The following is a 23,623-nucleotide window of genomic DNA, read 5'->3' as shown; positions in this document are numbered from 1 at the left end:
GGGTACCTCGGGTCGCGGGCGGCGGATCCCCATAAGATTACCCGCATGACTTCCACGCCGTCTGATGCTCAGCTTCCCGACGACGAGGCGCGGCTGCTCGAGGCCGTCGCCGGCGGCTTCCCCGCGGCCGTCGACGACCTCGGCTCCCTCGTGCGGATCCCCGGAATCGCCTGGCCCGCGTTCGATCAGTCGCAGCTCCAGCGCTCGGCAGAGCGGGTCGCCGAGCTCGCGCGCGAGACCGGCCTGTTCGAGACCGTCGACATTCGCCGCGCCCCGGTCGCGGACGGCGACGGGTCGGAGCTGGGGCAGCCGGCCGTCCTCGCCGTGCGACCCGCGCGCGCTGGCCGTCCCACGGTCATGCTGTACGCGCACCACGACGTGCAGCCTCCGGGCGACGACGAGCTCTGGGAAACGCCGCCGTTCGAGCCGACGGTGCGCGATGGGCGCATCTATGCACGCGGCGCGGCAGACGACAAGGCGGGCGTGATGGCGCACATCGCCTCGCTGCGTGCGCTCGCGGACACCGTCCCCGCCGACGAACTCGACATCGGCATCGTGCTCTTCGTCGAAGGGGAGGAGGAGTACGGATCGCGTTCCTTCGGACCGTTCCTCGCGGAGAACGCCGACGCGATGCGTTCGGATGTCATCGTGGTCGCCGACTCCGGCAACCTCGACTCACGCACGCCCGCGCTCACGGTGTCCTTACGTGGCAACGCCAAGTTTCACCTCACGGTGTCGACCCTTGACCACGCCTCGCACTCCGGAATGTTCGGCGGCGCGGTCCCCGACGCGATGATGGCCGCCGTGACGCTGCTCGCCACGCTGTGGGACGCGGAGGGGGCGGTCGCCGTCGACGGCCTCGAGACCCGCGAGGCGGAGACGCCGTCGTATTCCGAGGAACAACTGCGAGCCGAGACCGGGCTCCGTGACGGCGTGCGGCCGATTGGCGACGGCTCTCTTCTCAGCCGGATCTGGAACAAGCCGACCGTTACCGTCACCGGCATCGACTTCACCTCCGTCGAGGCGGCGAGCAATACGCTCGCGCCCGAGGTCACCGTCGTGCTCAGCTGCCGCGTTGCGCCTGGACAGTCCTCCGCCGACGCATACGCCGCGCTCGAGCGCCACCTGCGCGCGCACGCCCCGTGCGGCGCGCAGCTCGCCTTCAGCGAGATCGACCTCGGTGACAGCGTGCTGATCGACACGGACGGCTGGGCGCTCGAGCAGGCGCGCGGCGCCCTCGCGGACGGATACGGCGTGGATCCGGTGGACTACGGCGTCGGCGGGTCCATCCCGTTCATCTCCGATCTCGTCGACGCGTTCGAGGGCGCACAGATCCTCGTCACCGGCGTCGAGGACCCGCACTCGCGCGCGCACAGCCCCAACGAGTCGCTGCACATCGAGACGTTCCGCAACGCGATCCGCTCGGAGGCGCTGTTGCTCGCGCGGCTGAATCGTCGCGGCTCCGCCTCCTAACCGGGTTCGACCGGTAGAATCGCCAGTGCACACCGCGTCAGCGGTCCGCTACATACGAGGAGATCAGTGATGACTGACACGACACTGTCGGCACCGGAGACCGATCACGCTCACGGCGTGAATCTCACGGACGCCGCCGCCGCGAAGGTCAAGAGCCTGCTTGAGCAGGAAGGGCGCGACGACCTGCGTCTCCGCGTGGCCGTTCAGCCGGGAGGCTGCTCGGGCCTCATCTACCAGCTGTACTTCGACGAGCGTTACCTCGACGGCGACGAGACTGTCGACTTCGATGGCATCGAGGTCATCGTCGACAACATGTCGGTGCCGTATCTCGACGGCGCGTCGATCGATTTCAAGGACACGATCTCGGAGCAGGGCTTCACGATCGACAATCCGAATGCCGGCGGAAGCTGCGCCTGCGGCGACAGCTTTCACTGATCACAGCGGAGAAATGGCCCGTGCGCATTGTGCACGGGCCATTCCCATGTTCATCGCGCTCACCGTCCGCGATGTCCGGCTCGCTGGGAGAGTGGCATGAACCGCATGTGCGGTTGCCATAGGATGGACGGTAGTCAGATCCATGTGTGAAAGGTGACTTCGTGTCGTCGAAACGCCGTATCCGTTGGGCCGCGGTCCCCGTGATCGCCGCGGTTGCGCTTGCACTCTCTGCGTGCACGCCCACTGAGCTTCACGGTTATATGCCGGGCTTTGATGAGTCTGGTCAGGCGGCGACGAACCAGACCGAGGGCATCGCCTCGCTGTGGGTCGGTTCCTGGATCGTCCTGCTGGGTGTCGGCGTGATCACCTGGGGCCTCATGCTCTGGGCGATGGTCGTCTACCGCCGCCGCAAGGGTCAGACCGGCCTCCCCGTGCAGCTGCGCTACAACATGCCGATCGAGATCTTCTTCACGGCAGTGCCGCTGGTTCTCGTGTTCGGCCTGTTCGCCTTCACGGTGCGTGAGCAGACCGCCCTCGAGACTCCGTGGGCCGAGGACGAGGTCGAGGTCGAGGTCACGGCGATCGCGAAGCAGTGGGCCTGGGACTTCCAGTACAACGAGGCCACGGGATCCGGCGAGACCGTCTACACGATGGGCGAGCAGGCCAACCCGGACGAGGGCGGAAACGTCGACGAGGACACGCTCCCGACGCTCGTGCTGCCGGTCGACAAGAAGGTCACGGTCGACCTCCAGTCGCGCGATGTCATCCACTCGTTCTGGATCATTGACTTCCTGTACAAGAAGGACATGTATCAGGGGCGCGACAACTCCTGGTCGTTCATCCCGACCAAGGAAGGCCGCTACGCCGGCAAGTGTGCCGAGCTGTGCGGCGAATACCACTCCGCGATGCTGTTCAACGTCGATGTCGTGAGCGAGTCGGAGTACGAGGCCTACGTTCAGGGTCTCGCCGACGAGGGCCTCACGGGTGACGTGAACGACGCGTACGACCGTCTGCAGAACCTCACCGGCACTGATGGCACGGGTTCTGAGACCCAGGAAGGACAGTGACGATGGCTGCGGGCACCCCCACCACGCTTCCTCCCCGTCAGGCCGCTCTGATGAGCGGTTCGAGGACGGGCGAGAAGGGCAACGTCGTCGTCAAGTGGATGACGTCCACTGACCACAAGACGATCGGGTACATGTACCTGATCTTCTCGGTGATCTTCTTCCTGCTGGGCGGTGTGATGGCGCTCATCATCCGCGCCGAGCTCTTCGCTCCCGGCATGCAGATCATCCCGACGAAGGAGCAGTACAACCAGCTGTTCACGATGCACGGCACCGTGATGCTGCTGATGTTCGCGACGCCGCTCTTCGCCGGATTCGCCAACGCGATCCTCCCGCTTCAGCTCGGCGCGCCCGACGTGGCGTTCCCGCGGTTGAACGCGTTCGCCCTGTGGCTGTTCACCTTCGGTTCGCTCATCGCGATCGCCGGCTTCCTCACGCCGCAGGGCGCCGCGTCGTTCGGCTGGTTCGCGTATCAGCCGCTCGCGAATGCGTCGTTCTCGCCGGGCGTCGGCGGAAACCTCTGGATGGTCGGCCTCGGAATCAGCGGTTTCGGAACGATCTTCGGCGCGGTGAACTTCATCACCACGATCATCACGATGCGGGCCCCTGGCCTGACCATGTGGCGGATGCCGATCTTCTCGTGGAACACGCTCATCACGAGCCTGCTGATCCTGATCGCGTTCCCCGTGCTGGCCGCTGCGATGCTCGCCGCCGCGAGCGACCGCATCTTCGGCTCGCATGTGTACGACCCCGCGAACGGCGGTGTTCTGCTCTGGCAGCACCTGTTCTGGTTCTTCGGCCACCCCGAGGTGTACATCATCGCGCTGCCGTTCTTCGGCATCGTCTCCGAGATCTTCCCGGCCTTCAGTCGCAAACCGATCTTCGGGTACAAGACGCTCGTGTACGCGACGATCGCGATCGCGGCCCTGTCCGTCTCCGTCTGGGCGCACCACATGTACGTCACCGGCGCGGTGCTGTTGCCATTCTTCGCCCTCATGACAATGCTGATCGCCGTGCCCACGGGCGTGAAGATCTTCAACTGGATCGGCACCATGTGGCGCGGATCGCTCACGTTCGAGACGCCGATGGTGTTCTCGCTCGGCTTCCTCGTGTCGTTCGTGTTCGGTGGTCTTACCGGCGTGATCCTGTCGGCACCGCCGCTCGACTTCCACATCAGTGACACGTACTTCGTCGTCGCCCACTTCCACTATGTGGTGTTCGGAACCGTCGTGTTCGCGATGTTCGCCGGATTCTACTTCTGGTGGCCGAAGTGGACGGGCAAGATGCTCAACGAGCGTCTCGGCTACGTGCACTTCTGGATGCTATTCATCGGCTTCCACATGACGTTCCTCGTCCAGCACTGGCTCGGTGTCGACGGCATGCCGCGTCGCTATGCTGACTGGATGCCGCAGGACGGCTGGGCCTGGGAGAACGAGCTCTCCACCGTGGGGGCGATGCTTCTCGGCGCGTCGATGATTCCGTTCTTCCTCAACGTGTGGATCACCGCGCGCAAGGGCAAGAAGGTCACGGTCAACGACCCGTGGGGTTACGGCGGCTCGCTCGAGTGGGCAACAAGTTGCCCGCCTCCGCGCCACAACTTCACGTCGATTCCGCGAATCCGTTCGGAGCGTCCAGCGTTCGACCTGAACCACCCGGAGGCGATGGACGATTACGACGCCAATCGCGTTCCCGAGCCCGTGCTCGATGGAGGGGTCAAGTAGATGAGAACCAACATCGTCATCTGGTGGATGCTGGCGGCCTTCTTCTTCGTCCTGTTCGCCGCGTACACCGCGTGGAGCCTCCTGGACCCCTTCCACGGCTCTGTGGAATGGACCGGCACCATCGCGCTGCTGTTCATGTCCCTGATGTCCGCCATGATCGGATTCTTCATCTCCGTCTCGTACAAGGCGCAGAAGGGGATCGAACTGCCGGAGGACCGCGAGGACGTCGACGTCGACGATGGGGACCCTGAGATGGGCGAATTCGCGCCGTGGTCGTGGTGGCCGCTCGTGCTTGCCGCCGCGCCCGCCGTGTTCGTCCTCGGACTCGCAACCGCGCACTTCCTCCTCCCGCTCGCGGTCTTCCTTCTCGCGATCTCGCTCGTCGGGTGGGCCTTCGAGTACTACCGCGGGCACTTCGCGCGGTAAGGCGAACCTCGACATCAGCCCCGGAGCTTCAGGCTCCGGGGCTTTGTCGTGTGCGCTGTGCGGCCCTGTGCGCCTCGTGAGGCGGCCCCTGTGCGCCCTGGGCACGTTGTCGGCCGCTTCGCGAGGGTGTCGCGCGCGTTGTCCGGCCGCTTCGCGAGGGCCGGGTGCGGAGGCGCAGTCCCGAGGCGACGCTGCGCGCCGCCTCCCGCCAGGCCCGTTGCCAGCGCCTCCGCACCCGACCCTCGCTCCGCTGCTCGTTCGCATACTTCGAGCGGGGCAGTGCACGTTTACGATAGCTCCGCTCCCGATTCGCGCGTGGCGGGAGGTCGGGACGAGGGACCTGCTTCCGGGTCCGGGACGTGCTTCGGGGCCGAGACGTGCTTCCAGGGCCGGGACGTGCTTCCAGGGCGTGGCAAGCGCCGGGGACAGCGACACGCGCCGGGGCACTGGGAGGGCCCGGGCGACGCGGGATGGCACTTTCGGCGGCGCTCGTACTGTGAACGCTTTCGGCGTCGATACTGTCCAGTTTTCAAGCGCCGCCGAAAGGCGACCCGGGCGCGCAAGGCGTTACGCAGTCGCTACGTGATCCGCTGCGGCTTCGTGCGTGGGGGTCTTTCCGTGCGCAGAGGGGCGTCACGCTGTCGATACGAGGCCTGTTGGCGTTCCGTGTGCGGAGGGGCACTACGCGCGCACTGCGTCGCGGTCCTCGCGATGCGGAGCGCTGGGCGCTTTCCCGCGACTCGCGGTGGGGGATGACTCGGGCACCAGGCGGATGAAGCGTGTCACGACGGTGAGTTCGACGAGCATCGCTCCGCGCGTGTCGTTAGCCGGTAGGCCCGCGGGGCCCGATCGCACGGTGAACATGTCTCTACGAGTGCGTCGACGCCCTTTCCGGTGCGTCAGCGGGCCGGAACGCACTCGCGGCCCTCGCCAGGGCCGGAACGCACTCGCGGGCTATTGACCAGGGCGCGAACGCACTCGCGGGGCCATGCCCATGCGCCAGGCGGGAGCGCACTTGCGAAGCGTTACGGGCGGGCCCGGGGCGCCGACGGCTGAGGCCCCGATCCGGGATGGATCGGGGCCTCAGAGGGGGAGTGGGTGCGAGGCTTAGTGCTTCGCGTCTCCTGACTCGATCTCGTCGTGGCCGCCAGGCTCGCCGTATTCGTGCAGGGCGTGCTTCTGGTGCTCGAGCGCGGCCTGGTACTCCGTGTTCGTGAGCGGCTGCAGACGGTCCTCGAAGAACCAGCGCGACATCGCGGCACGGAAGCGTCCCTTGATCCGTCCCTGGTCGTTCGGGCGGGGGATGAGCGGCTCGTACGTCTCTTCAGCCACGAGCTTCCAGCGCTCGTACTCGTCGACGGGCTTGTGCACTTCCTGGTACTCACCGCCGGGCAGGCGCACGATTCGGCCGGACTCGTAGCCGTGCAGCGCGATCTCGCGGTCCTTCTTCTGAAGCGCGATGCAGATGCGCTTGGTGACGAAGTAGACGAAGACGGTACCGATCGTGAGCAGCGCCTGGAGCGCGTGGATCACGCCCTCCATCGTGAGGCGGAAGTGCGTCGCGATGAGGTCGGACGAGGCCGCCGCCCACAGGACAGCGTAGAACCAGACGCCAGCGGCGCCGATCGACGTGCGCGTCGCCGCGTTGCGCGGACGCTGCGCGATGTGGTGCTCACGCTTGTCGCCCGTGACCCACGCCTCGATGAAGGGGTAGATCGCGACGATCAGGATGAACAGCACCAGCACGACGAGCGGGATCAGCACACCCATCGGATAGACCATGCCGAAGATCTCGATGTCGAGATGCGGCGGCGCGAGGCGCAACGCGCCGTCGGCGAATCCGATGTACCAGTCTGGCTGCGTTCCGGCCGACACAGGGGAGGGGTCATATGGCCCGTAGCCCCAGATCGGGTTGATCTGCACCGTCGCAGCGATGAGCACGAGCGCACCGAACACGATGAAGAAGAAGCCACCCATCTTCGACATGTACACGGGCATCATCGGGAAGCCCACGACGTTGTTGTTCGTGCGGCCCGGGCCGGCGAACTGCGTGTGCTTGTTCACGATCATCAGCACGAGGTGTACGGCGATGAGCGCGATCACGATGAGCGGCAGGATCAGGATGTGCAGGGTGTAGAGGCGTCCGACGATGTCGGTGCCCGGGAACTCGCCACCGAAGAGCAGGTAGGAGGTCCACGGACCGATGAGCGGGATCGCCTTGACCATGCCGTCGATGATGCGGAGGCCGTTGCCCGACAGGACATCGTCCGGGAGCGAGTAGCCGGTGAAGCCCTCGGCCATCGCCAGGACGAAGAGCACGAAGCCGACAACCCAGTTCAGCTCGCGCGGCTTGCGGAACGCGCCCGTGAAGAACACGCGGAGCATGTGCACGCCGATGCCGGCGACGAACGTCAGGGCCGACCAGTGGTGCAGCTGGCGCACCAGGAGGCCGCCGCGGATGTCGAAGCTGATGTTCAGCGTCGACTCCATCGCGGCCGACATCGGAATGCCGCGCATCGGTTCGTGGGCGCCCGTGTAGTACGTCTCGACCATTGACGCCTGGAAGAAGAACGTCAGGAACGTTCCCGAGATCAGGACGACGACGAAAGACCACAGCGCGATCTCGCCGAGCATGAACGACCAGTGGTCGGGGAAGACCTTGCGTCCGAGGGCCTTGATGAAGCCCGACATGCTCGTGCGCTCATCGAGGTAGTTCGCGGTCGCGCCGACGAACCGGCCGCCGAGAGGGGCCTTCTTCTCTTCGGTTTCGGTGGCGGTGCTCAATGCATCTCCCAGAAGCTCGGTCCGACAGGCTCCCTGAAGTCGCTGCGGGCGACGAGGTATCCCTCATCGTCAACGGTGATCGGAAGCTGCGGCAGGGGGCGTGACGCGGGGCCGAAGACGACCTTCGCCTCGTCAGACACGTCGAACTGCGACTGGTGGCACGGGCACAGCAGGTGGTGCGTGTGCTGCTCGTACAGCGCGACGGGGCAGCCGACGTGCGTGCACACCTTCGAGTACGCGACGATGCCGTCGTACGACCAGTCCTTGCGCTCTTCACGCTCGGTCAGCTGCTCGGGGCGCATGCGCACCATGAGCACCATGGCCTTCGCCTTCTCCTCGAGGTAGCCGTTGCTGTGCGACAGCCCGGCGAGCGACTCGGGGATCACGTGGAAAGCACTGCCGAGCGTGACATCGCTCGCCTTGATGCGCGTGCCGGCAGGGTCTCGCGCGAGGTGCTCGCCGGCCGTCCACATCGTCTGCTTGAGCAGGTCGACGGGACTGTTCTCCGCATCGTGCGGCGCGAGACCGCGGAAGAGCGTGACGCCGGGGAGGATCGAGGCGATGAGCGCCGCGAACAGCGAATTGCGGATCATCTTGCGACGACCGAAGCCCGACTCCTCGTCGGCGGTCTTGAAAGCCTCGACGACAGCGGCGCGCGTCTCATCGGAGCCACGTGTCGGGTGGCGCTCCTCGACGTACTCTTTGTCGCTCATGATCGCCTTGGACCAATGGATCGCGCCGATACCGATAGCGAGGAGCGCGAACGCGATCCCGAGACCGATGTACAGGTTGTTCGCTCGGATCGAGGTGTATTCCATGTCCTCGATCGGGAACAGCATGTACGCCGCTACGGCCCAGATGCTGGCGGCCACCGAGATGTAGAACAGTGTGTAAACCGTGCGCTCGGCGCGCTTGGCAACCTTCGGATCCTTGTCCGTCAGCCGCTCGCGGTGCGGCGGAAGCCCGGGGTTCTCGATGGGATCGTCGATCGAGACGGCGAGGCCCGAAGAAGGTCCCTGGACCTTCTCGACACCCTTCGAATCGTCGTTTGACATCGTGCTCCTTGTCACGTCCACTTCGTCAGACATGCTCAGTTCGACTTCGCCGTGATCCAGACGGCGATGCCGATGAGACCGCCGATGCCAAAGATCCAGATGAAGAGGCCCTCAGAGACAGGACCGAGCGAGCCCAGCGTGAATCCACCCACCGGGGTCATCTCCTGCTGGTAGATCAGGTTCGCGATGATGTCCTGCTTGTCTTGCTCGGACAGGTTCATGTTGCTGAACACGGGCATGTTCTGCGGGCCCGTCACCATCGCCGCGTAGATGTTGAGCGCCGAGGTGTCCATGATGTCCGGCGCGAACTTGCCCTCCGTGAGAGCACCACCGGCGGCCGCGACGTTGTGACACATGGCGCAGTTGATACGGAACAGCTCTCCGCCGTGTGCGACATCGCCTTCGCCGCTGAGGATCTCCTCGTCGGGGTAGTCAGGGCCCGGAGCGATCGACTGGACGTACTCCGCCATCGAACGGGTCTGCGTCTCCGTGAACTGCACCGGCTTCTGGTCCGCCTGCGGTCCGTGCATCTGCATCGGCATGCGGCCCGTCGACACCTGGAACTCGACGGCAAGTGCGCCGACGCCGTGGAGCGAGGGACCCACGCCCTCGCGACCCTGCAGGTCCATGCCGTGGCACGTGGCGCAGTTCGCCTGGAAGAGCTTTTCACCCTCTTCGACGCTGGCCTGTGCCGCGGGGGTGTCGTCGGTTGCCGCGACAGCGGCCGACGCACCGGCGTAGATCCCGCCGGTCATGAGGAGGCCGACGCCGATGAGGACGGCGGCGGCCAGGGGGCTGCGGCGGCCGCGTGAGCGGCGCTTGAACTTCGAGAGTGCCATGACGGTGATGTTGCTCCGCTCTTACTGCAGGAAGTAAATGACGATGAACAGGGCGATCCAGACCACGTCGACGAAGTGCCAGTAGTACGACACCACGACCGCGGTCGTCGCTTCCTTATGCGTGAAGCGCTTGACGGCGAATGCACGACCCAGTGCGAGGAGGAACGCGATCAGACCGCCCGTGACGTGGAGGGCGTGGAACCCGGTGGTGATGTAGAACGCCGCGCCGTACGGGTCGCTCGACAGCGTGATTCCCTCGGCGACGAGCTGCGCGTACTCCCACACCTGACCGGAGACGAAGATGGCGCCGAGGGCGAACGTGATCCAGAGCCACGTGATCATGCCCCACGACTTCCACCCCTGGCCCTTGACGTTGTGCGGCTGGAGGCGCTCTGCGGCCCAGACGCCGAACTGACAGGTGAAGGATGAGGCCACGAGGATCGCCGTGTTGATGAACGCGAATGGCACGTTCAACAGCTGCGTCTGCTCCTCCCAGAGACCTGGGGAGGTGCTGCGAAGCGTGAAGTAGATGGCGAAGAGACCGGCGAAGAACATGACTTCGGAACCGAGCCAGACGATCGTACCGACGGCAAGGGTATCGGGGCGCTTCACCGTTCTGGGCGCGGAGGCATGCATAGCTGGGTTCGTCACCCCACCATTATGGCCGATAAACGCGCGTGATTTTTGCACCCGTGAACAGGAGTGGCTGGGGCGCCCGCTATGACCTCGCCGTGAATCTCTCGGGGGTGAGGTGGGAAACCGCAGGTCAGCAGGCGAGAACACCCAATCGACGGGTGTCGATTTTCGTGGCAGGCGAACTTCTACAGCGTGTCGAGAAAATCCCGTGCCCTACTCTGGCGGGTATGACGCACACCACCTGGCCCGACGTTCTGACCGCCGTCGTGAAGGGGGAGGATCTCACCGTCTCGCAGGCGGAATGGGCGATGCGGCAGGTGATGCAGGGCGAGGCGACCGGCGCGCAGCTCGGCGGCCTGCTCATGGCGTTGCGCGCGAAGGGCGAGTCGGTCGAGGAGGTCATCGGTTTCCGTGACGCGATCCTCGACGCGGCCGTCCCGCTCGACGTCGACTCCGACGTGCTCGACATCGTCGGCACCGGCGGCGACCGCTACGGAACCGTGAACATCTCGTCGACGGCGTCCATCATCGTTGCGGCGACGGGGGTCCCCGTCGTCAAGCATGGCAATCGCGCCGTCAGCTCACTCACCGGCGCGAGCGATGTGCTCAGTGAGCTCGGCATCGACCTCCGCCTCAGTCCGGACGGTGTCGCGAGCGTGCTCGAGGACGCCGGGATCACGTTTGCCTGGGCTGCGGCGTTCCACCCGGGTTTCAAGCATGCGGCGCCGGTCCGCGCCGAGCTCGGGGTCCCCACCGCGTTCAATTTCCTGGGGCCGCTCGTGAACCCGGCGCGAGCCGAGGCAAACGCCGTTGGCGTCGCGTCCGCGGACGTGGTTCCGATCATCACCGGCGTGTTCCGCACGCGTGGCGCGACGGCTCTCGTGTTCCGCGGCGAGGATGGTCTCGACGAGCTGACGACGACGGGATACAGCCGGATCTGGCAGGTCTCGAACGGCGACATGCACGAGTTCGACATCCATCCGCGCGACCTCGGCATGAACACGGCGTCGATCGACGACCTGCTCGGCGGCTCGCCGGCCGAGAACGCGGAGACGCTGCGGCGCACGCTCGCGGGCGAACAGGGCGCGGTGCGTGACATCGTGCTGCTCAACGCCGCCGCCGGCATCGTCGCGTACCGGCTGTCGAGGGATCCGTCACAGGTTGACCGGAACATGATCGAGCGGCTGATCGAGGCGAAGGACGAAGCAGCGGCCGCTGTCGACGACGGCCGTGCGACGGCGAAGCTCGCGGCGTGGGTGGCCGCTTCCGCTCGAGCCGGGTCACACTGAGGGTCCGCTCGGCTCGCAGCGCGTACCATTGAAGGACACCACCGGAGGGGGAAACCTATGGAGTGGCTCGTACCAGTTCTGATCGTCGTCGCGGTCCTCGTGATCGCGGGCATCTACCTCTGGGCCACGTACAACTCGCTCGTCTCGCTCGGAACACGGGTCGACGAGGCGTGGAGTGGCATCGACGTGCAGCTCAAGCGCCGCGCCGACCTCATCCCGAACCTCATCGAGACGGTCAAGGGATACGCGGCTCACGAGCGGGCAGTCTTCGAGAACGTGACGCGTGCGCGAGCTGAGACGCTCGACGCGAGTGGCCCCGCGCAGGCTGGCGCCGCCGAGAACCACATGCAGCAGGCGCTGAAGAGCCTGTTTGCGGTCGCCGAGGCGTATCCGCAGCTGCAGGCGAGTCAGAACTACCTTCAGCTGCAGAACGAGCTCGTCGACACCGAGGACAAGATTCAGGCGTCGCGCCGGTTCTACAACGGCGGCGTGCGCGAACTGAACATCAAGATCAAGCAGTTCCCGAACAACCTCTTCGCTGGGGGGCTCGGCTTCACGGAGCGCGAGTTCTTCGAGGTCGAGGACGCGGCCGCGGTGCGTCAGCCGCCGCGCGTGCAGTTCTAAGTTCGTCGCGCGCGTGTTCGCTCCGCTGTCGGCAATAGAATCGGACGGATGAGCGAACATAGCCGGCGGCGCGGGCCGCACGATCGCGCGGCCGCGGGCGAGAGCAGCGGGTCCGCTGACGCGCCTGTCTCTGTGCCCCGTCCGCTCCGCATCGCCGCGGCATACGGGTGGCGGTTGCTCATCATCGTGGCCGTCGTCGCGGTGATCATCTGGCTCATCGTCCAGTTCAAGATCATCATCGTCCCGGTGCTGGTTGCCATCCTCTTCAGCGCTCTGCTGTGGCCTGCGGTCGCGTCGTTGATCGCTCTCCGGGTGCCGCGTCCGCTCGCGATCGTCATCGCGCTGGTCGGGACCGTCGCGATCCTGACGTGCCTGATCTGGCTCGTCGTCTGGCAGGTTGCGGAGCAGTCGGGCATCGTGCGCGAGCGTGCGATCGAGCGGTGGGCCGAGCTGCAGGAGTGGATTCTGTCGCTCGGCGTGCTGCCCGAGGAGTTCGTCAACGAGGTCGTCCTGTTCGTCTCCGGCTTCCTCGTCGACCAGAGCTCCGTGCTGCTCAGCGGCGTAGTCTCGTTCGGCTCCACGCTCGGTCAGGTGGGTGCCGGTGCGCTGGTCGCGCTGTTCACGCTCGTGTGTCTCCTGTACGACGGCGACGGGATCTGGCGCTGGACCACGCGGCTCTTCCCGCGCACGGCGCGCGTCGCGGTCGACCGCTCGGCGCGCAACGGCTGGTCGACCCTCATCAACTATGCGCGCACGCAGATCTTCGTGGCGTCCATCGACGGCATCGGCATCGGCGTCGGTGCCGCGCTGCTCGGCGTGCCGCTCGCCATCCCGATCGGCGTGACGGTCTTCCTGGCATCCTTCGTGCCGTTCCTCGGTGCGATTGTGTCGGGAGCGCTCGCGATCCTCATCGCGCTGGCGTACAACGGGCCGCTGATCGCTCTCGCGATGCTCGCCGTCGTCCTCCTCGTGCAACAGCTCGAAAGCCACGTGCTGCAGCCGCTCGTCATGGGGGCGGCGGTCAAGGTCCATCCGCTCGCGGTCGTCCTCGTCGTGCTGGCCGGATCCCTCGCGGGCGGCATCCCCGGGGCGTTGTTCGCGGTGCCGCTTGCGGCCTTCGTGAACGTCGTGGTGATCACCCTGTCGACGGGCTCATGGCGCACGGGAGACGTTCCCGAGAACGACGTGATCTGGCGCACGGAACCGAAATCGATCGGTCGCGCGAGCGACGAGGAGGAATGATGTCGAGCGTTGACGTACCCACGCTGAGCGAGTTCGAGGAGGCCGCGGCCGGCCTTGCGCCGGTGATCGAGCGCACTCCGATTCAGCAGTCGCAGCATCTCAGCGACCTGCTCGGCGAGAAGGTCGTGCTCAAGCTCGAGAACCTGCAGCGCACCGGATCCTTCAAGGTTCGCGGAGCGACGCACCGCCTCTCGCGCCTCACGGCGGAAGAGCGCGAACGCGGCGTGGTCGCCGCATCGGCCGGCAACCACGCGCAGGGCGTCGCGCTTGCGGCGCGTCAGCTCGGGATCCCCGCCACGATCTACATGCCGCTCGGCGTGCCGGTTCCGAAGCTGCTCGCCACGCGCGGATACGGGGCCGAGGTCGTGCTGGAGGGAGACGCCGTCGACGTCGGCCTGCGGCTCGCCGCAGAGCACGCGGAGCGCGAGGGCGCGGTGCTCATCCACCCGTTCGACCACCGCGACATCGTCGTCGGGCAGGGCACGCTCGGTCTGGAACTCATGGAACAGGTTCCCGACCTCGAGACGATCGTGCTCGGCATCGGCGGCGGCGGGCTGATCGCGGGCGTTGCGGCGGCCGCGAAGGCGAAAGCTCGCGCGATGGCCGCCGGCCGCGAGGTCCACATCATCGGCGTGCAGGCCGAGAACGCCGCGGCGTATCCGATCTCGCTGGAAGCGGGGGAGCCGACGCAGGTCACCACGCGCCCGACGATCGCCGACGGGATCATGGTCAACCGCCCCGGCGACGTGCCGTTCGCGCTGATCCGCGACCTCGTCGACGAGGTCGTCACGGTCAGCGACGACGACATCGCGCGCGCGCTGCTCGCCCTCCTCGAGCGCGCCAAGCAGGTCGTCGAGCCCGCGGGCGCGGTCGGCGTCGCGGCGATCATGGCCGGCAAGATCCGGGCCCACGGAACGACGGGGGTGGTCCTCTCGGGTGGCAACATCGACCCGCTGCTGATGCAGCGCGTCGTCACACACGGACTCGCGGCCGCCGGTCGCTACCTCACCGTGCACATCCCGTTGCCGGATCGTCCCGGACAGCTCGTGCAGGTCTCGGAACTGCTCGCCCAGGCCGGCGCGAACGTCATCGAAGTGATGCACACGCGCCACGGACAGGGCATGCAGATCAGCGAGGTCGTCCTGCAGATCTCCGTCGAGACGCGCGGTGAAGAGCACCGGCAGCTCGTGCTGGAGTCACTCCGCAGCGGAGGGTTCCGCCCGGAGGTCGTCCTGGAGTGACGCGGGCGCCGCGGGTCAGCCCGTGAACGTCTCCACCGCGACGATCTTCACGGGGATCTGCTTGCCGGTGGGTGCCTCGTAGGATCCGGTGTCGCCGACCTTCATACCGATGATCGCCGAGCCGAGGGGGCTCTGCTCGCTGTAGACGTCGAGGTCGGTGCTGCCTGCGATCTCGCGGCTGCCGAGGAGGAACTTCTCCTCGTCGCCGAAGATCGTCGCGGTGATCACCGTCCCGGGGCGCACGGTGCCGTCGGCCTCGGGGGCCTCGCCGATCTCCGCGTCCTTCAGGATCGCGGTCAGCTGGCGAATCCGGGCCTCCTGCTTGCCCTGCTCGTCCTTCGCAGCGTGGTATCCGCCGTTCTCGCGCAGGTCACCCTCATCGCGGGCGGCCTCGATGCGCTTCGCGATCTCCTCGCGGCCAACGGTCGAGAGATGCTCGAGCTCAGCGGCGAGCCGATCGTAGGCCTCCTGGGTGAGGAACGGGGCGTTCTCGCTAGACACGATGGTTCTCCTTCAACAGATCCGATGATCCGACGTGGGAATATCCGAGCAAATCTACCGGAGTCGGCAGTTGTTCACGAATCCCGTCGTCGCGAGCCCGACCGTCGGCACGGTGAGCGTGTGATCGCTCGTCACCGCGCCGCCGGGGATCTCGACGACGTCCCAGCCCACGACAGCGAACGTCTCGTCCATCGCCTCGATGACGCACGCGACGTCGCCCTCGTGGCTGGACGTGACGCGGAATGAGACCTCGACCTCGGCGTCGGAGACGACGGTGAATCCGAGATCGTCGACGTCGACGTTGCGCGCGGTTGACGTGACGACGCTCCATGCGAGCGCCGTGGCAGCGATGGCGCCAAGGACGACGAAGGCGATGATCCACGTGCGCGTGGCGCGGCGGGATCCGCGACCGTAACGGTCGTCGAGCTGTTCCTTCGAAGTCACCGAACGTCCTTCTGCAGCGGGGGAATAGGGTGGGGATGTTCCAGGTTAGTCGCCTTCGCTGTCGGGAGTCTCACGATGCTCAGCCTCGCCATCGTTCGTATGGGTCTCAAAGAGACGCCGGTTCCGACGCCGACCGTCGATCCGGAGTCGGTGACCCCCGGACCCTATGGCTTCCTGGTGGTTGTGCTCCTCGTCGTCGCCGTCGTGATCCTCGTGATCGACATGATGCGTCGTGTGCGTCGCGTGCGTTACCGGGCCGAGGTCAACGAGATGCTCGACGCAGAGGAACGCGCGGCAGAGGATGGTGTCGACGGCGCTGACGATGGGCCTGCCGACGACGACGAGGCGGGGCCTAGAGCGTCAGGTTAAACGCGGGGTCGAGCGCGATGAGCAGCGCCGCCGCCCAGTGGCAGAGGAAGGCGAGCACCGTGCACACGTGGAAGATCTCGTGGAAGCCGAAGTGGCGTGGTGACGGATTCGGGCGCTTGAGCGCGTAGAAGACCGCGCCGGCCGAGTACAGCAGGCCGCCGACGATCACGAGGATCATCATGGCGACGCTCGCGCGGAACAGGTCTGGCATGTACATCACGGCGGCCCAGCCGAGGGCGAGGTAGATCGCAACGTACAGCCAGCGCGGCGCACCGATCCACAGCACGCGGAACAGGATGCCGAGGAGCGCTCCGCCCCACACCGCGGCCAGCAGGATCGTGCCCTTCTCGGGCGGCAGCGCGAGCACTCCGATCGGGGTGTAGGTGCCCGCGATCAGGATCAGAATGTTGGCGTGGTCGATGCGCTTCAGGACGCCTTTGACGCGCGGACCCCAGCGAAAACGGTGATAGACCGCCGACGTGCCGAACAAGAGCAGCGATGCGACGGTGAAGACGGTCGACGCGAGCTTCGCGGGCGTGCCCTGCGCGAGGGTGATGAGCACGATGCCGGCAATCAGCGCGACGGGGGCCGTGCCAGCGTGGATCCACCCGCGCCAGCTCGGCGGTTCTTCGAGCGGCAGCGGTGCGTCGGCCTCGATGAATGGCAGTCGCGGCATGGGGGCGCCCGAGGTCGTCGGGGGGACCGGCTTGTCATGCGTGGCCATCCCGCGACTTTACGCGGGTGAGTATGCCGTCAGCGACACATACCGACGCAGAACCCGGCCGCGTTCACGCCGCGGGGTATCGTCGTGACGTGGTCATCAGCTCGCGAGAGAACGAGGGGACAGGTCCCCTCTACCGGCTGTACGCCTCGCGGCTTCGACGCCAGATTGCCGTGGACCGCGTGCCGGATCATGTCGCGATGATGATCGACGGCAATCGCCGCTGGGCACGCCAGCTCGGGTTCGAGTCGCCCGCCGACGGGCATCGCGCGGGCGCCGACAAGATGGTCGAGTTCCTCGGTTGGTGCGACGAGCTCGGCGTCGGCGTCGTCACGCTGTATCTGCTCTCCAATGACAACGTCATCAAGCGGGATCGCGCAGAGCTGCAGGACCTCATCGAGATCATCGCTGATCTGGCCGGACGGCTCGCGCGACGCGGAGACTGGCAGGTCCAGCACGTCGGACGCGAGGACACCCTGCCCGCGAGCCTGCTCGGCGCGCTGCGCGACGCGGCGACCCAGACGGCCGACAACAAGGGGCTGCACGTGAACCTCGCGGTCGGATACGGCGGCCGATACGAGATCGTCGACGCCGTGCGGAAGATCATCCAGAAGCACGACGAGCGCGGCGGAACGCTGGAGGAGCTTGCCGGAAGCCTCACGCCCGAGGTGATCGGCGAGCACCTGTACACCGGTGGGCAGAAGGATCCGGATCTCGTGATCCGTACGTCGGGGGAGCAGCGACTGAGCGACTTCCTCCTCTGGCAGAGCGCCCACAGCGAGTTCTACTTCCTCGAGGCCCTCGGCCCGGACCTGCGCGAAGTCGACTTCCTCCGGGCGGTCCGTGATTTCGGATCCCGCGATCGCCGCTTCGGAAAGTGAACGCGGTGTGAAACTCGCGACGAGGTCCTTCCGAATTACACGGTTGTGATTTAAATTCGAGGCATCGGGCAGAGCGCCCGGTCGAGTCGGCCTCACGGATCGCGACTCGTGGCCCCCAGGTCGGCTCGTGGTACCGGGCGAGACAGTCCGGCGAGGGGAGTGGGCCCGTGACCGCAGCCACATCCAAGGCCACCCGGAAGCGCTCGAAAGACGCGGCCCCGGCCGACGTCGACCTGCGCACATACGTGCTCGACACGTCGGTGCTGCTGAGCGACCCGCGCGCTCTATTCCGCTTCGCGGAGCACTCCGTCGTCGTGCCGATCGTGGTCGTGACGGAGCTCGAGAAGAAGCGGCACGACCTCGAGATCGGCTACTTCGCGCGTCAGGCGCTGCGGTACCTCGACGATCTGCGCATCGAGCATGGTCGGCTCGACTTCTCTGTCCCGACGCCCGCCGGCGGAACCGTGCGCGTCGAACTCAACAACACGGATCCGACGGTGCTGCCAGGGGGAATGCGGCAGGGCGACAACGACTCGCGGATCCTCGCGGTCGCCGCCCACCTCGCTACCGACGGACACGACGTCACGGTGGTGTCGAAGGACATGCCGATGCGCGTCAAGGCCGCGTCCCTCGGCATCGCTGCCGAAGAATATCTGGCCGAGCAGGCCGTCGACTCAGGATGGACGGGGGTCGCCTCGCTCGCGATGTCCGGTGACGAAATGAGCGATCTGTACGAGGCCGAGGTGACCGTGCACGACGACGTGCGCGGTGTGCCGAGGAACACGGGGCTCGTGATCTCGTCGGAGCGCGGCTCCGCGCTCGGTCGCGTGACGAGCGACGACGGTGAGCTGCGGCTCGTCCGGGGGGACCGAGAGGTCTTCGGGCTCCATGGGCGGTCGGCCGAGCAGCGCATTGCGATCGACCTCCTCCAGGATCCCGAAGTCGGGATCGTCTCGCTCGGCGGACGCGCCGGCACCGGGAAGTCTGCGCTCGCCCTGTGCGCGGGGCTTGATGCGGTGCTGGAGCGCCAACTGCAGAAGCGCATCATCGTCTTCCGGCCGCTCTTCGCCGTCGGCGGCCAGGAGCTGGGGTATCTGCCGGGGGACCAGGGCGAGAAGATGAACCCCTGGGGGCAGGCTGTCTACGACACGCTCGGCTCCGTCGTCTCCGACAATGTGATCGATGAGGTCATGCAGCGGGGCATCCTCGAGGTGCTCCCGTTGACGCACATTCGCGGCAGGTCGCTTCACGATGCGTTCGTGATCGTCGACGAAGCACAGTCGCTCGAACGCAACGTGCTGCTCACGGTGCTGAGCCGAATCGGGCAGAACTCGAAGGTCGTCCTCACGCACGACGTGCAGCAGCGCGACAACCTGCGCGTCGGTCGGCATGACGGGGTTGCGAGCGTCATCGAGACGCTGAAGGGCCAGCAGCTCTTCGGCCATGTCACGCTGACGAGGTCGGAGCGCAGCGAGATCGCCGCGCTCGTGACGAGCCTGCTCGAGTCGGACGAGCTGTCCTGACGCGAGAAGGCCCCGGAGCGCACGAGTGGTGCGCTCCGGGGCCTTTCGTCGTACCGGTCAGCCCGGGTGCGTCATCGACAGCAGATCGAGCTTCTCGTCGAGGTCGGCCTCGGTGAGCTCGCCGCGCTCGACGTAACCGAGATCGATCACGGCCTCGCGGACCGTGATGCCCTTCGCGACCGAGTGCTTCGCGATCTTCGCGGCCGCCTCGTATCCGATGAGCTTGTTCAGCGGGGTGACGATCGACGGGCTCATGCCCGCGAGTGCCGTGACGCGCTCGTGGTTGACCTCGAGACCGTCCACCGTCTTGTCGGCGAGGACGCGGCTCGCGTTCGCCAGCAGGCGGATCGACTCAAGCAGCGACGTGCCCATCACGGGGATCGCGACGTTCAACTCGAACGACCCGGACGCGCCCGCGAAGGCGATCGTCTGGTCGTTGCCGATCACGCGTGCGCAGACCATGAGGACCGCTTCGGGGATCACCGGGTTCACCTTGCCGGGCATGATCGAGGAGCCGGGCTGCAGATCGGGCAGGTGCAGTTCGCCGAGGCCGGTGTTCGGCCCCGAGCCCATCCAGCGCAGGTCGTTGTTGATCTTCGTGAGCGAGACGGCGATCGTGCGCAGCGCGCCGGAGGCCTCGACGAGGCCATCGCGGTTCGCCTGCGCCTCGAAGTGGTCGACGGCCTCCGTGAGCGGCAGTCCGGTCTCGGAGACGAGGTTCGCGATCACCTTCTGCGGGAAGCCGGCCGGGGTGTTGATCCCGGTGCCGACTGCCGTGCCGCCCTGCGGCACCTCGGCGACGCGAGCGATCGTCGCCTCCACGCGCTCGATGCCGAGGCGCATCTGGCGGGCGTAGCCGCCGAACTCCTGGCCGAGAGTGACGGGGGTGGCGTCCATGAGGTGCGTGCGCCCGGCCTTCACGATGCTCTTCCACTCGTCGGCCTTGCGCTCGAACGCTCGCGCGATGTGGTCGAGCGCGGGCACGAGATCCGTGAGGAGCGCCTCGGTGACCGCCACGTGCACGGAGGTCGGGAAGACGTCGTTCGACGACTGCGACGCGTTCACGTGGTCGTTCGGGTGCACCTCGCTGCCGAGTTTCTGCGTGGCGAGCGAGGAGAGCACCTCGTTCATGTTCATGTTCGAGCTGGTCCCGGATCCGGTCTGGTACGTGTCGACCGGGAACTGATCGTCGTATTCGCCGGTGACCACCTGGTCGGCTGCCCAGGCGATCGCGTCGGCGATGGCGCCGTCGAGCGTGCCCAGATCCTTGTTGGCGAGAGCCGCAGCCTTCTTGATGCGCGCGAGCGCGGCGATGTGGCGCGACTCGAGACCCTGGCCCGAGATCGGGAAGTTCTCGACGGCACGCTGGGTCTGCGCACGGTAGAGAGCGTTTGCGGGGACCCGCACCTCGCCCATCGTGTCGTGCTCGATACGGTATTCAGTCACTTCGTTGTCCTCTCCGTTCAGGCCGCCGCGGAATCGTCCGCGACTCCCAGGGTCACATCGGGCACGGCGGCGCCCTCAGCGAGTCGGTAGTTGGCTCCGACGATACCGAGTCGTCCCGAAGCCACGGCATCGCTGATCAGCTCCGACGAGTGCAGGATGGCGGTAATCGTGTCGCGCAGGTGCAGCTGTCCGACGCGCGTCGGGTCGATGGGGGCGTCGTCGTCGCCGTTGGCGATCTGTTCCTGACGCACGCGCCGTGCCGAAGGCACAATGGGCGAGACCTGACGCCAGATCGCCGGAGCGAGCGCCGGGGCATCGAACTCGAGGCTGTCGATCGCCGCGCGCACGGCGCCGCACTCGTCGTGGCCGAGCACGACGATGAGGGGGACCTCGAGGATGTCGACGGCGTACTCGATCGTGCCCATGATCGACTCGCCGGTCACCTGTCCCGCATTGCGAATGACGAACAGGTCGCCGAGGCCCATGTCGAAGATGATCTCCGCGGCGAGACGTGAGTCGCTGCACCCGAACAGCGCCGCCGTCGGGCGCTGCGCGATGGCCACCTCATGGCGTCGGTCCACGTCCTGATGCGGGTGGTTCGGCGTTCCTGCGACGAATCGCTCGTTGCCCTCCTGCATCCGCTGCCATGCCTGTGCCGGGGTGGTTACCATCATCTGACCTCTTCCTGAAGGGATGCGACGGCATCGGCGATGCCGCCGGCGAGGATCGCCGTCGTCTCGGCGTCGGCACTGCCGTAGACAAGGACGAAGTCGGGGCCGACCTCAACACCGAGGGCGTAGGAGATGTTGCGGTTGTCGCTCGGGGTGGAGATCTCGAAGGCGGTCCATTCGATGCCGTCGATCGTCACCTCACCCGTGGGTGCCGCGCCGCCGAGGAGCTGAGACGCCCAGGTGTCGTCGACGTCGAATGCCTGCGCGAACCGCACGAATGCGCGGTTGTCTTCGGGAATGTCGTTGTAGTTGACGGTCCAGACCGCAGGCGAGCCTGGCCCGAGCTCGGCGATGTTCACGCCCCAGCCATCGGGCGCGGGGGGAGTGATGACCGCGCGGTCGAGCTGCGTCGAGATGTCGTCGGCGATCGCGGGGACATCAGGTGGGGCTGGCTGCTCGAGTTCGCCTCGCGGAACGATGAAGTAGACGATTGCGACGATGAGGAGTGTCACGCCCATCGCGATGATGAGATTCGTGAACGTCTTGCTGCGGCGGTAATTTCGCGAGTTCTCCGCCTTGCGGAGACGCTCCTCGTCGGGAGTCTCGGGCCGACCGAGGTGCGCGGCGACGCGCGGCGTGCGCGCCATCAGTCTTCGTCCGCGGAGCCCGCCGCGGCATCGCTCGCGGCGCGCGCCTCGTCGAGGCGACGCTTCGCTCCCAACAGCCACTCCTCGCAACGCGCAGCGAGCGCCTCGCCGCGCTCCCAGAGCGCGAGCGACTGCTCGAGAGTGGGGGCGCCCTGTTCGAGTTCGCTCACGACGCGCACCAGCTCATCGCGCGCCTGCTCGAAGGAGAGCTCCTGGACGTCCGGGGCCTGATCAGTCATCGTGTCCATCCTACGTTTCGTCATGAGGGGTGATCGACGCCGCCGGGCCGCTCGACACGGCGCCGATCGCGCCGTGGTCGAGTGTGACCGTCAGCACGGTGCCGTCGGGTGCGTCGGCGGCGTCTCGCAGGATCGCGCCGTCTGCAGCCTGGGCGATCGCGTATCCGCGGGCGAGCGTCGAAGCGGGCGACAGCGCACGCAGTGAGGCGCGCAGCTCTCCTGTGCGTCGCTCGGCGCGATCGACGACGCGCGCCATGATGTCGCGTCCGCGTGAGACCGAGAGCATGACCTCCTGTTCCCGGTCGCGGAGCATGCGCTCCGGGTCGCGCAGTGACGGGCGTGATCGCACCTGCTCGAGCTGTTGGATGCCGTGCTGCACCTGCTGTTGCAGACGCGTGGAGAGGCGCGACCGCAGCTGGTCGATGATCGTGCGCTGCTCGCCGACGTCCGGCACCACCCGTTTGGCGGCGTCGGTCGGCGTTGACGCGCGCACATCGGCGACCTCGTCGAGCAGCGGTCGGTCATTCTCGTGGCCGATCGCGCTGACGACGGGCGTCGACGCGGCCGCCACAGCGCGGAGGAGGCGCTCGTCGCTGAACCCGAGCAGCGTCTGCGGGTCGCCGCCGCCGCGCGCGATGACGATGACATCGACCTCGGGGTCGGCATCGAGGGTCTCGAGCGCCGCGATGATCTCGCCGACGCTGCGGTCGCCCTGGACCGCGGCGTGGATCGTGCGGAAGGCGACCTGCGGCCACCGGAGCTGTGCGTTGCGCAGCACGTCTTTCTCGGCGTCGGACTGCGCGCCGGTGATGAGGCCGACGCAATCGGGCAAGAACGGAATGGGGCGCTTGCGGGCTGAATCGAACAGGCCCTCCTGACGCAGCTGGCGCCGGAGCTGTTCCAGACGCTCGAGCTGCGCGCCCAGGCCGACGTGCTTCATCGTCGTCACTTGGAACGAGAAGGAGCCGCGCTTGGAGAAGTAGCTGGCCTTGAGATGCGCGACGACATGGTCGCCGACGCGGAACTCGTCGGTGAGCCGCTCCAGCACACTCGACCAGACCTGCAGATTGATCTGCGCGTCGCTCGTGAGGTCTTTCATGCCGCCGAACACGTTGCGGCCGCGCTTGTTCCACTGCGTGATCTCGCCCTCGACCCACACCGCGCCCCAGCGGTCGATGGACGCCTTGATCGTCTGATTCAGGCGCTCGACCGAGGTCGGCGTATCGGGCCCGGAATCGCGTGGGGCGACCGCGTCACTCGGCGGCGCGGCATCGGGAACGGGGTTCGGCTGGAACGAAGTCACGGTTTCAGGGTATTCGGGAGGTCTGACGGTTGGGCGACGTAGGCTGGAG

At 66.8% G+C, this 23,623-nt stretch carries 24 protein-coding genes; 12 read left to right on the top strand and 12 right to left on the bottom strand.

Features of this window, described 5'->3' with window-relative positions; translation table 11 throughout:
- Positions 1-45 precede the first annotated feature (45 nt).
- The 5 genes from IEW87_RS12100 to ctaF all read left to right on the top strand — a co-directional run bounded on the left by IEW87_RS12100 (position 46) and on the right by ctaF (position 5,119).
- Complete coding sequence (locus tag IEW87_RS12100; protein ID WP_188712442.1) at positions 46-1,473, top strand: dipeptidase; 1,428 nt, start codon at positions 46-48, stop codon at positions 1,471-1,473.
- 69 nt (positions 1,474-1,542) lie between these two features.
- Positions 1,543-1,908 (top strand): iron-sulfur cluster insertion protein ErpA, encoded by a 366-nt coding sequence (gene erpA, locus IEW87_RS12095; protein ID WP_188712441.1) that lies wholly within the window; start codon positions 1,543-1,545, stop codon positions 1,906-1,908.
- Between the two features lie 161 nt (positions 1,909-2,069).
- Entirely contained in the window at positions 2,070-2,975 is a 906-nt protein-coding gene (ctaC, locus tag IEW87_RS12090) for an aa3-type cytochrome oxidase subunit II (RefSeq protein WP_188712440.1), read from the top strand.
- 50 nt (positions 2,976-3,025) lie between these two features.
- The gene (gene ctaD, locus IEW87_RS12085) at positions 3,026-4,693 is read left to right on the top strand and encodes an aa3-type cytochrome oxidase subunit I (protein ID WP_229731133.1); all 1,668 of its coding nucleotides are present in this window, start codon (positions 3,026-3,028) and stop codon (positions 4,691-4,693) included.
- Entirely contained in the window at positions 4,694-5,119 is a 426-nt protein-coding gene (gene ctaF, locus IEW87_RS12080) for an aa3-type cytochrome oxidase subunit IV (RefSeq protein ID WP_188712438.1), read from the top strand.
- A 1,107-nt stretch (positions 5,120-6,226) separates the two neighbouring features.
- On the opposite strand, the gene qcrB is transcribed toward ctaF, so the two are convergent.
- Genes qcrB through ctaE form a run of 4 tightly spaced genes read right to left on the bottom strand, consistent with a single transcriptional unit; the run spans position 6,227 to position 10,433 of the window.
- Positions 6,227-7,903 carry a cytochrome bc1 complex cytochrome b subunit gene (gene qcrB / locus IEW87_RS12075; protein WP_229731132.1) on the bottom strand — a complete coding sequence of 559 codons (1,677 nt, stop codon included), beginning with the start codon at positions 7,901-7,903 and terminating at the stop codon, positions 6,227-6,229.
- Positions 7,900-8,958 (bottom strand): cytochrome bc1 complex Rieske iron-sulfur subunit, encoded by a 1,059-nt coding sequence (gene qcrA / locus IEW87_RS12070; RefSeq protein WP_188712437.1) that lies wholly within the window; start codon positions 8,956-8,958, stop codon positions 7,900-7,902. The genes qcrB and qcrA overlap by 4 nt, the downstream gene beginning before the upstream one ends.
- Positions 8,959-8,993: 35 nt before the next feature.
- Positions 8,994-9,797: a cytochrome bc1 complex diheme cytochrome c subunit gene (gene qcrC / locus IEW87_RS12065; protein WP_188712436.1), complete on the bottom strand. Its 804-nt coding sequence runs from the start codon at positions 9,795-9,797 to the stop codon at positions 8,994-8,996.
- Between the two features lie 21 nt (positions 9,798-9,818).
- Positions 9,819-10,433: an aa3-type cytochrome oxidase subunit III gene (ctaE, locus tag IEW87_RS12060; RefSeq protein WP_188712787.1), complete on the bottom strand. Its 615-nt coding sequence runs from the start codon at positions 10,431-10,433 to the stop codon at positions 9,819-9,821.
- Positions 10,434-10,660: 227 nt separating this feature from the next.
- On the opposite strand from ctaE, the gene trpD reads away from it, so the two are divergent.
- Genes trpD through ilvA form a run of 4 tightly spaced genes read left to right on the top strand, consistent with a single transcriptional unit; the run spans position 10,661 to position 14,829 of the window.
- Positions 10,661-11,722, top strand: a complete 1,062-nt coding sequence (gene trpD / locus IEW87_RS12055) for an anthranilate phosphoribosyltransferase (protein ID WP_188712435.1) — start codon at positions 10,661-10,663, stop codon at positions 11,720-11,722.
- A gap of 57 nt (positions 11,723-11,779) precedes the next feature.
- Entirely contained in the window at positions 11,780-12,346 is a 567-nt protein-coding gene (locus IEW87_RS12050; RefSeq protein WP_188712434.1) for a LemA family protein, read from the top strand.
- Between the two features lie 48 nt (positions 12,347-12,394).
- A complete protein-coding gene (locus tag IEW87_RS12045) occupies positions 12,395-13,588 on the top strand; it encodes an AI-2E family transporter (RefSeq protein WP_188712433.1) in 1,194 nt (397 codons plus the stop codon).
- Complete coding sequence (gene ilvA, locus IEW87_RS12040; protein ID WP_188712432.1) at positions 13,588-14,829, top strand: threonine ammonia-lyase; 1,242 nt, start codon at positions 13,588-13,590, stop codon at positions 14,827-14,829. The genes IEW87_RS12045 and ilvA overlap by 1 nt, the downstream gene beginning before the upstream one ends.
- Before the next feature lie 15 nt (positions 14,830-14,844).
- Here ilvA and greA read toward each other — a convergent pair whose 3' ends face one another.
- Positions 14,845-15,330: a transcription elongation factor GreA gene (gene greA, locus IEW87_RS12035; protein WP_188712431.1), complete on the bottom strand. Its 486-nt coding sequence runs from the start codon at positions 15,328-15,330 to the stop codon at positions 14,845-14,847.
- A 54-nt stretch (positions 15,331-15,384) separates the two neighbouring features.
- Positions 15,385-15,774 carry a DUF4307 domain-containing protein gene (locus IEW87_RS12030; protein WP_188712430.1) on the bottom strand — a complete coding sequence of 130 codons (390 nt, stop codon included), beginning with the start codon at positions 15,772-15,774 and terminating at the stop codon, positions 15,385-15,387.
- A gap of 75 nt (positions 15,775-15,849) precedes the next feature.
- Between IEW87_RS12030 and IEW87_RS12025 the strand changes: the two genes are divergently transcribed.
- Positions 15,850-16,143 (top strand): hypothetical protein, encoded by a 294-nt coding sequence (locus IEW87_RS12025; protein WP_188712429.1) that lies wholly within the window; start codon positions 15,850-15,852, stop codon positions 16,141-16,143.
- Here the strand turns inward: IEW87_RS12025 and trhA are convergent.
- Entirely contained in the window at positions 16,127-16,819 is a 693-nt protein-coding gene (gene trhA, locus IEW87_RS12020) for a PAQR family membrane homeostasis protein TrhA (protein WP_188712786.1), read from the bottom strand. The two genes, IEW87_RS12025 and trhA, sit on opposite strands and share 17 nt — an antisense overlap.
- A 143-nt stretch (positions 16,820-16,962) precedes the next feature.
- On the opposite strand from trhA, the gene IEW87_RS12015 reads away from it, so the two are divergent.
- Positions 16,963-17,745: an isoprenyl transferase gene (locus IEW87_RS12015; RefSeq protein ID WP_229731204.1), complete on the top strand. Its 783-nt coding sequence runs from the start codon at positions 16,963-16,965 to the stop codon at positions 17,743-17,745.
- A gap of 167 nt (positions 17,746-17,912) precedes the next feature.
- On the top strand, positions 17,913-19,268 hold the full coding sequence (phoH2, locus tag IEW87_RS12010; protein WP_188712427.1) for an RNA 5'-3' helicase PhoH2: 1,356 nt from the start codon (positions 17,913-17,915) through the stop codon (positions 19,266-19,268).
- Between the two features lie 57 nt (positions 19,269-19,325).
- On the opposite strand, the gene IEW87_RS12005 is transcribed toward phoH2, so the two are convergent.
- The 5 genes from IEW87_RS12005 to xseA are packed head-to-tail and all read right to left on the bottom strand — an operon-like array spanning position 19,326 to position 23,574.
- The gene (locus IEW87_RS12005; protein ID WP_229731131.1) at positions 19,326-20,714 is read right to left on the bottom strand and encodes a class II fumarate hydratase; all 1,389 of its coding nucleotides are present in this window, start codon (positions 20,712-20,714) and stop codon (positions 19,326-19,328) included.
- Positions 20,715-20,731: 17 nt separating this feature from the next.
- Positions 20,732-21,388 carry a carbonic anhydrase gene (locus tag IEW87_RS12000; RefSeq protein WP_229731130.1) on the bottom strand — a complete coding sequence of 219 codons (657 nt, stop codon included), beginning with the start codon at positions 21,386-21,388 and terminating at the stop codon, positions 20,732-20,734.
- A complete protein-coding gene (locus IEW87_RS11995; protein WP_188712426.1) occupies positions 21,385-22,032 on the bottom strand; it encodes a DUF4245 family protein in 648 nt (215 codons plus the stop codon). The genes IEW87_RS12000 and IEW87_RS11995 overlap by 4 nt, the downstream gene beginning before the upstream one ends.
- On the bottom strand, positions 22,032-22,280 hold the full coding sequence (locus tag IEW87_RS11990; protein ID WP_188712425.1) for an exodeoxyribonuclease VII small subunit: 249 nt from the start codon (positions 22,278-22,280) through the stop codon (positions 22,032-22,034). The genes IEW87_RS11995 and IEW87_RS11990 overlap by 1 nt, the downstream gene beginning before the upstream one ends.
- 1 nt (position 22,281) lies before the next feature.
- The gene (xseA, locus tag IEW87_RS11985; RefSeq protein ID WP_188712424.1) at positions 22,282-23,574 is read right to left on the bottom strand and encodes an exodeoxyribonuclease VII large subunit; all 1,293 of its coding nucleotides are present in this window, start codon (positions 23,572-23,574) and stop codon (positions 22,282-22,284) included.
- Positions 23,575-23,623 lie beyond the last annotated feature (49 nt).

This window comes from Microbacterium faecale (assembly GCF_014640975.1).
GTDB classification, from domain to species: domain Bacteria; phylum Actinomycetota; class Actinomycetes; order Actinomycetales; family Microbacteriaceae; genus Microbacterium; species Microbacterium faecale.
The sequence above is the reverse complement of the archived record's forward strand: the minus strand, read 5'-3'. Positions and strand labels throughout refer to the sequence as shown.

Bases quoted from the DNA above. Each gene is read 5' to 3' on its own strand.
- ctaE (WP_188712787.1), bottom strand. From the start codon at position 10,433: ATGCATGCCTCCGCGCCCAGAACGGTGAAGCGCCCCGATACCCTTGCC.
- IEW87_RS12025 (WP_188712429.1), top strand. From the start codon at position 15,850: ATGCTCAGCCTCGCCATCGTTCGTATGGGTCTCAAAGAGACGCCGGTT.
- erpA (WP_188712441.1), top strand. From the start codon at position 1,543: ATGACTGACACGACACTGTCGGCACCGGAGACCGATCACGCTCACGGC.
- IEW87_RS12045 (WP_188712433.1), top strand. From the start codon at position 12,395: ATGAGCGAACATAGCCGGCGGCGCGGGCCGCACGATCGCGCGGCCGCG.
- ctaD (WP_229731133.1), top strand. From the start codon at position 3,026: ATGAGCGGTTCGAGGACGGGCGAGAAGGGCAACGTCGTCGTCAAGTGG.
- trhA (WP_188712786.1), bottom strand. From the start codon at position 16,819: ATGCCGCGACTGCCATTCATCGAGGCCGACGCACCGCTGCCGCTCGAA.
- ilvA (WP_188712432.1), top strand. From the start codon at position 13,588: ATGTCGAGCGTTGACGTACCCACGCTGAGCGAGTTCGAGGAGGCCGCG.
- qcrA (WP_188712437.1), bottom strand. From the start codon at position 8,958: ATGTCAAACGACGATTCGAAGGGTGTCGAGAAGGTCCAGGGACCTTCT.
- IEW87_RS12000 (WP_229731130.1), bottom strand. From the start codon at position 21,388: ATGATGGTAACCACCCCGGCACAGGCATGGCAGCGGATGCAGGAGGGC.
- IEW87_RS11990 (WP_188712425.1), bottom strand. From the start codon at position 22,280: ATGGACACGATGACTGATCAGGCCCCGGACGTCCAGGAGCTCTCCTTC.
- qcrC (WP_188712436.1), bottom strand. From the start codon at position 9,797: ATGGCACTCTCGAAGTTCAAGCGCCGCTCACGCGGCCGCCGCAGCCCC.
- IEW87_RS12050 (WP_188712434.1), top strand. From the start codon at position 11,780: ATGGAGTGGCTCGTACCAGTTCTGATCGTCGTCGCGGTCCTCGTGATC.
- IEW87_RS11995 (WP_188712426.1), bottom strand. From the start codon at position 22,032: ATGGCGCGCACGCCGCGCGTCGCCGCGCACCTCGGTCGGCCCGAGACT.
- trpD (WP_188712435.1), top strand. From the start codon at position 10,661: ATGACGCACACCACCTGGCCCGACGTTCTGACCGCCGTCGTGAAGGGG.
- ctaF (WP_188712438.1), top strand. From the start codon at position 4,694: ATGAGAACCAACATCGTCATCTGGTGGATGCTGGCGGCCTTCTTCTTC.
- IEW87_RS12100 (WP_188712442.1), top strand. From the start codon at position 46: ATGACTTCCACGCCGTCTGATGCTCAGCTTCCCGACGACGAGGCGCGG.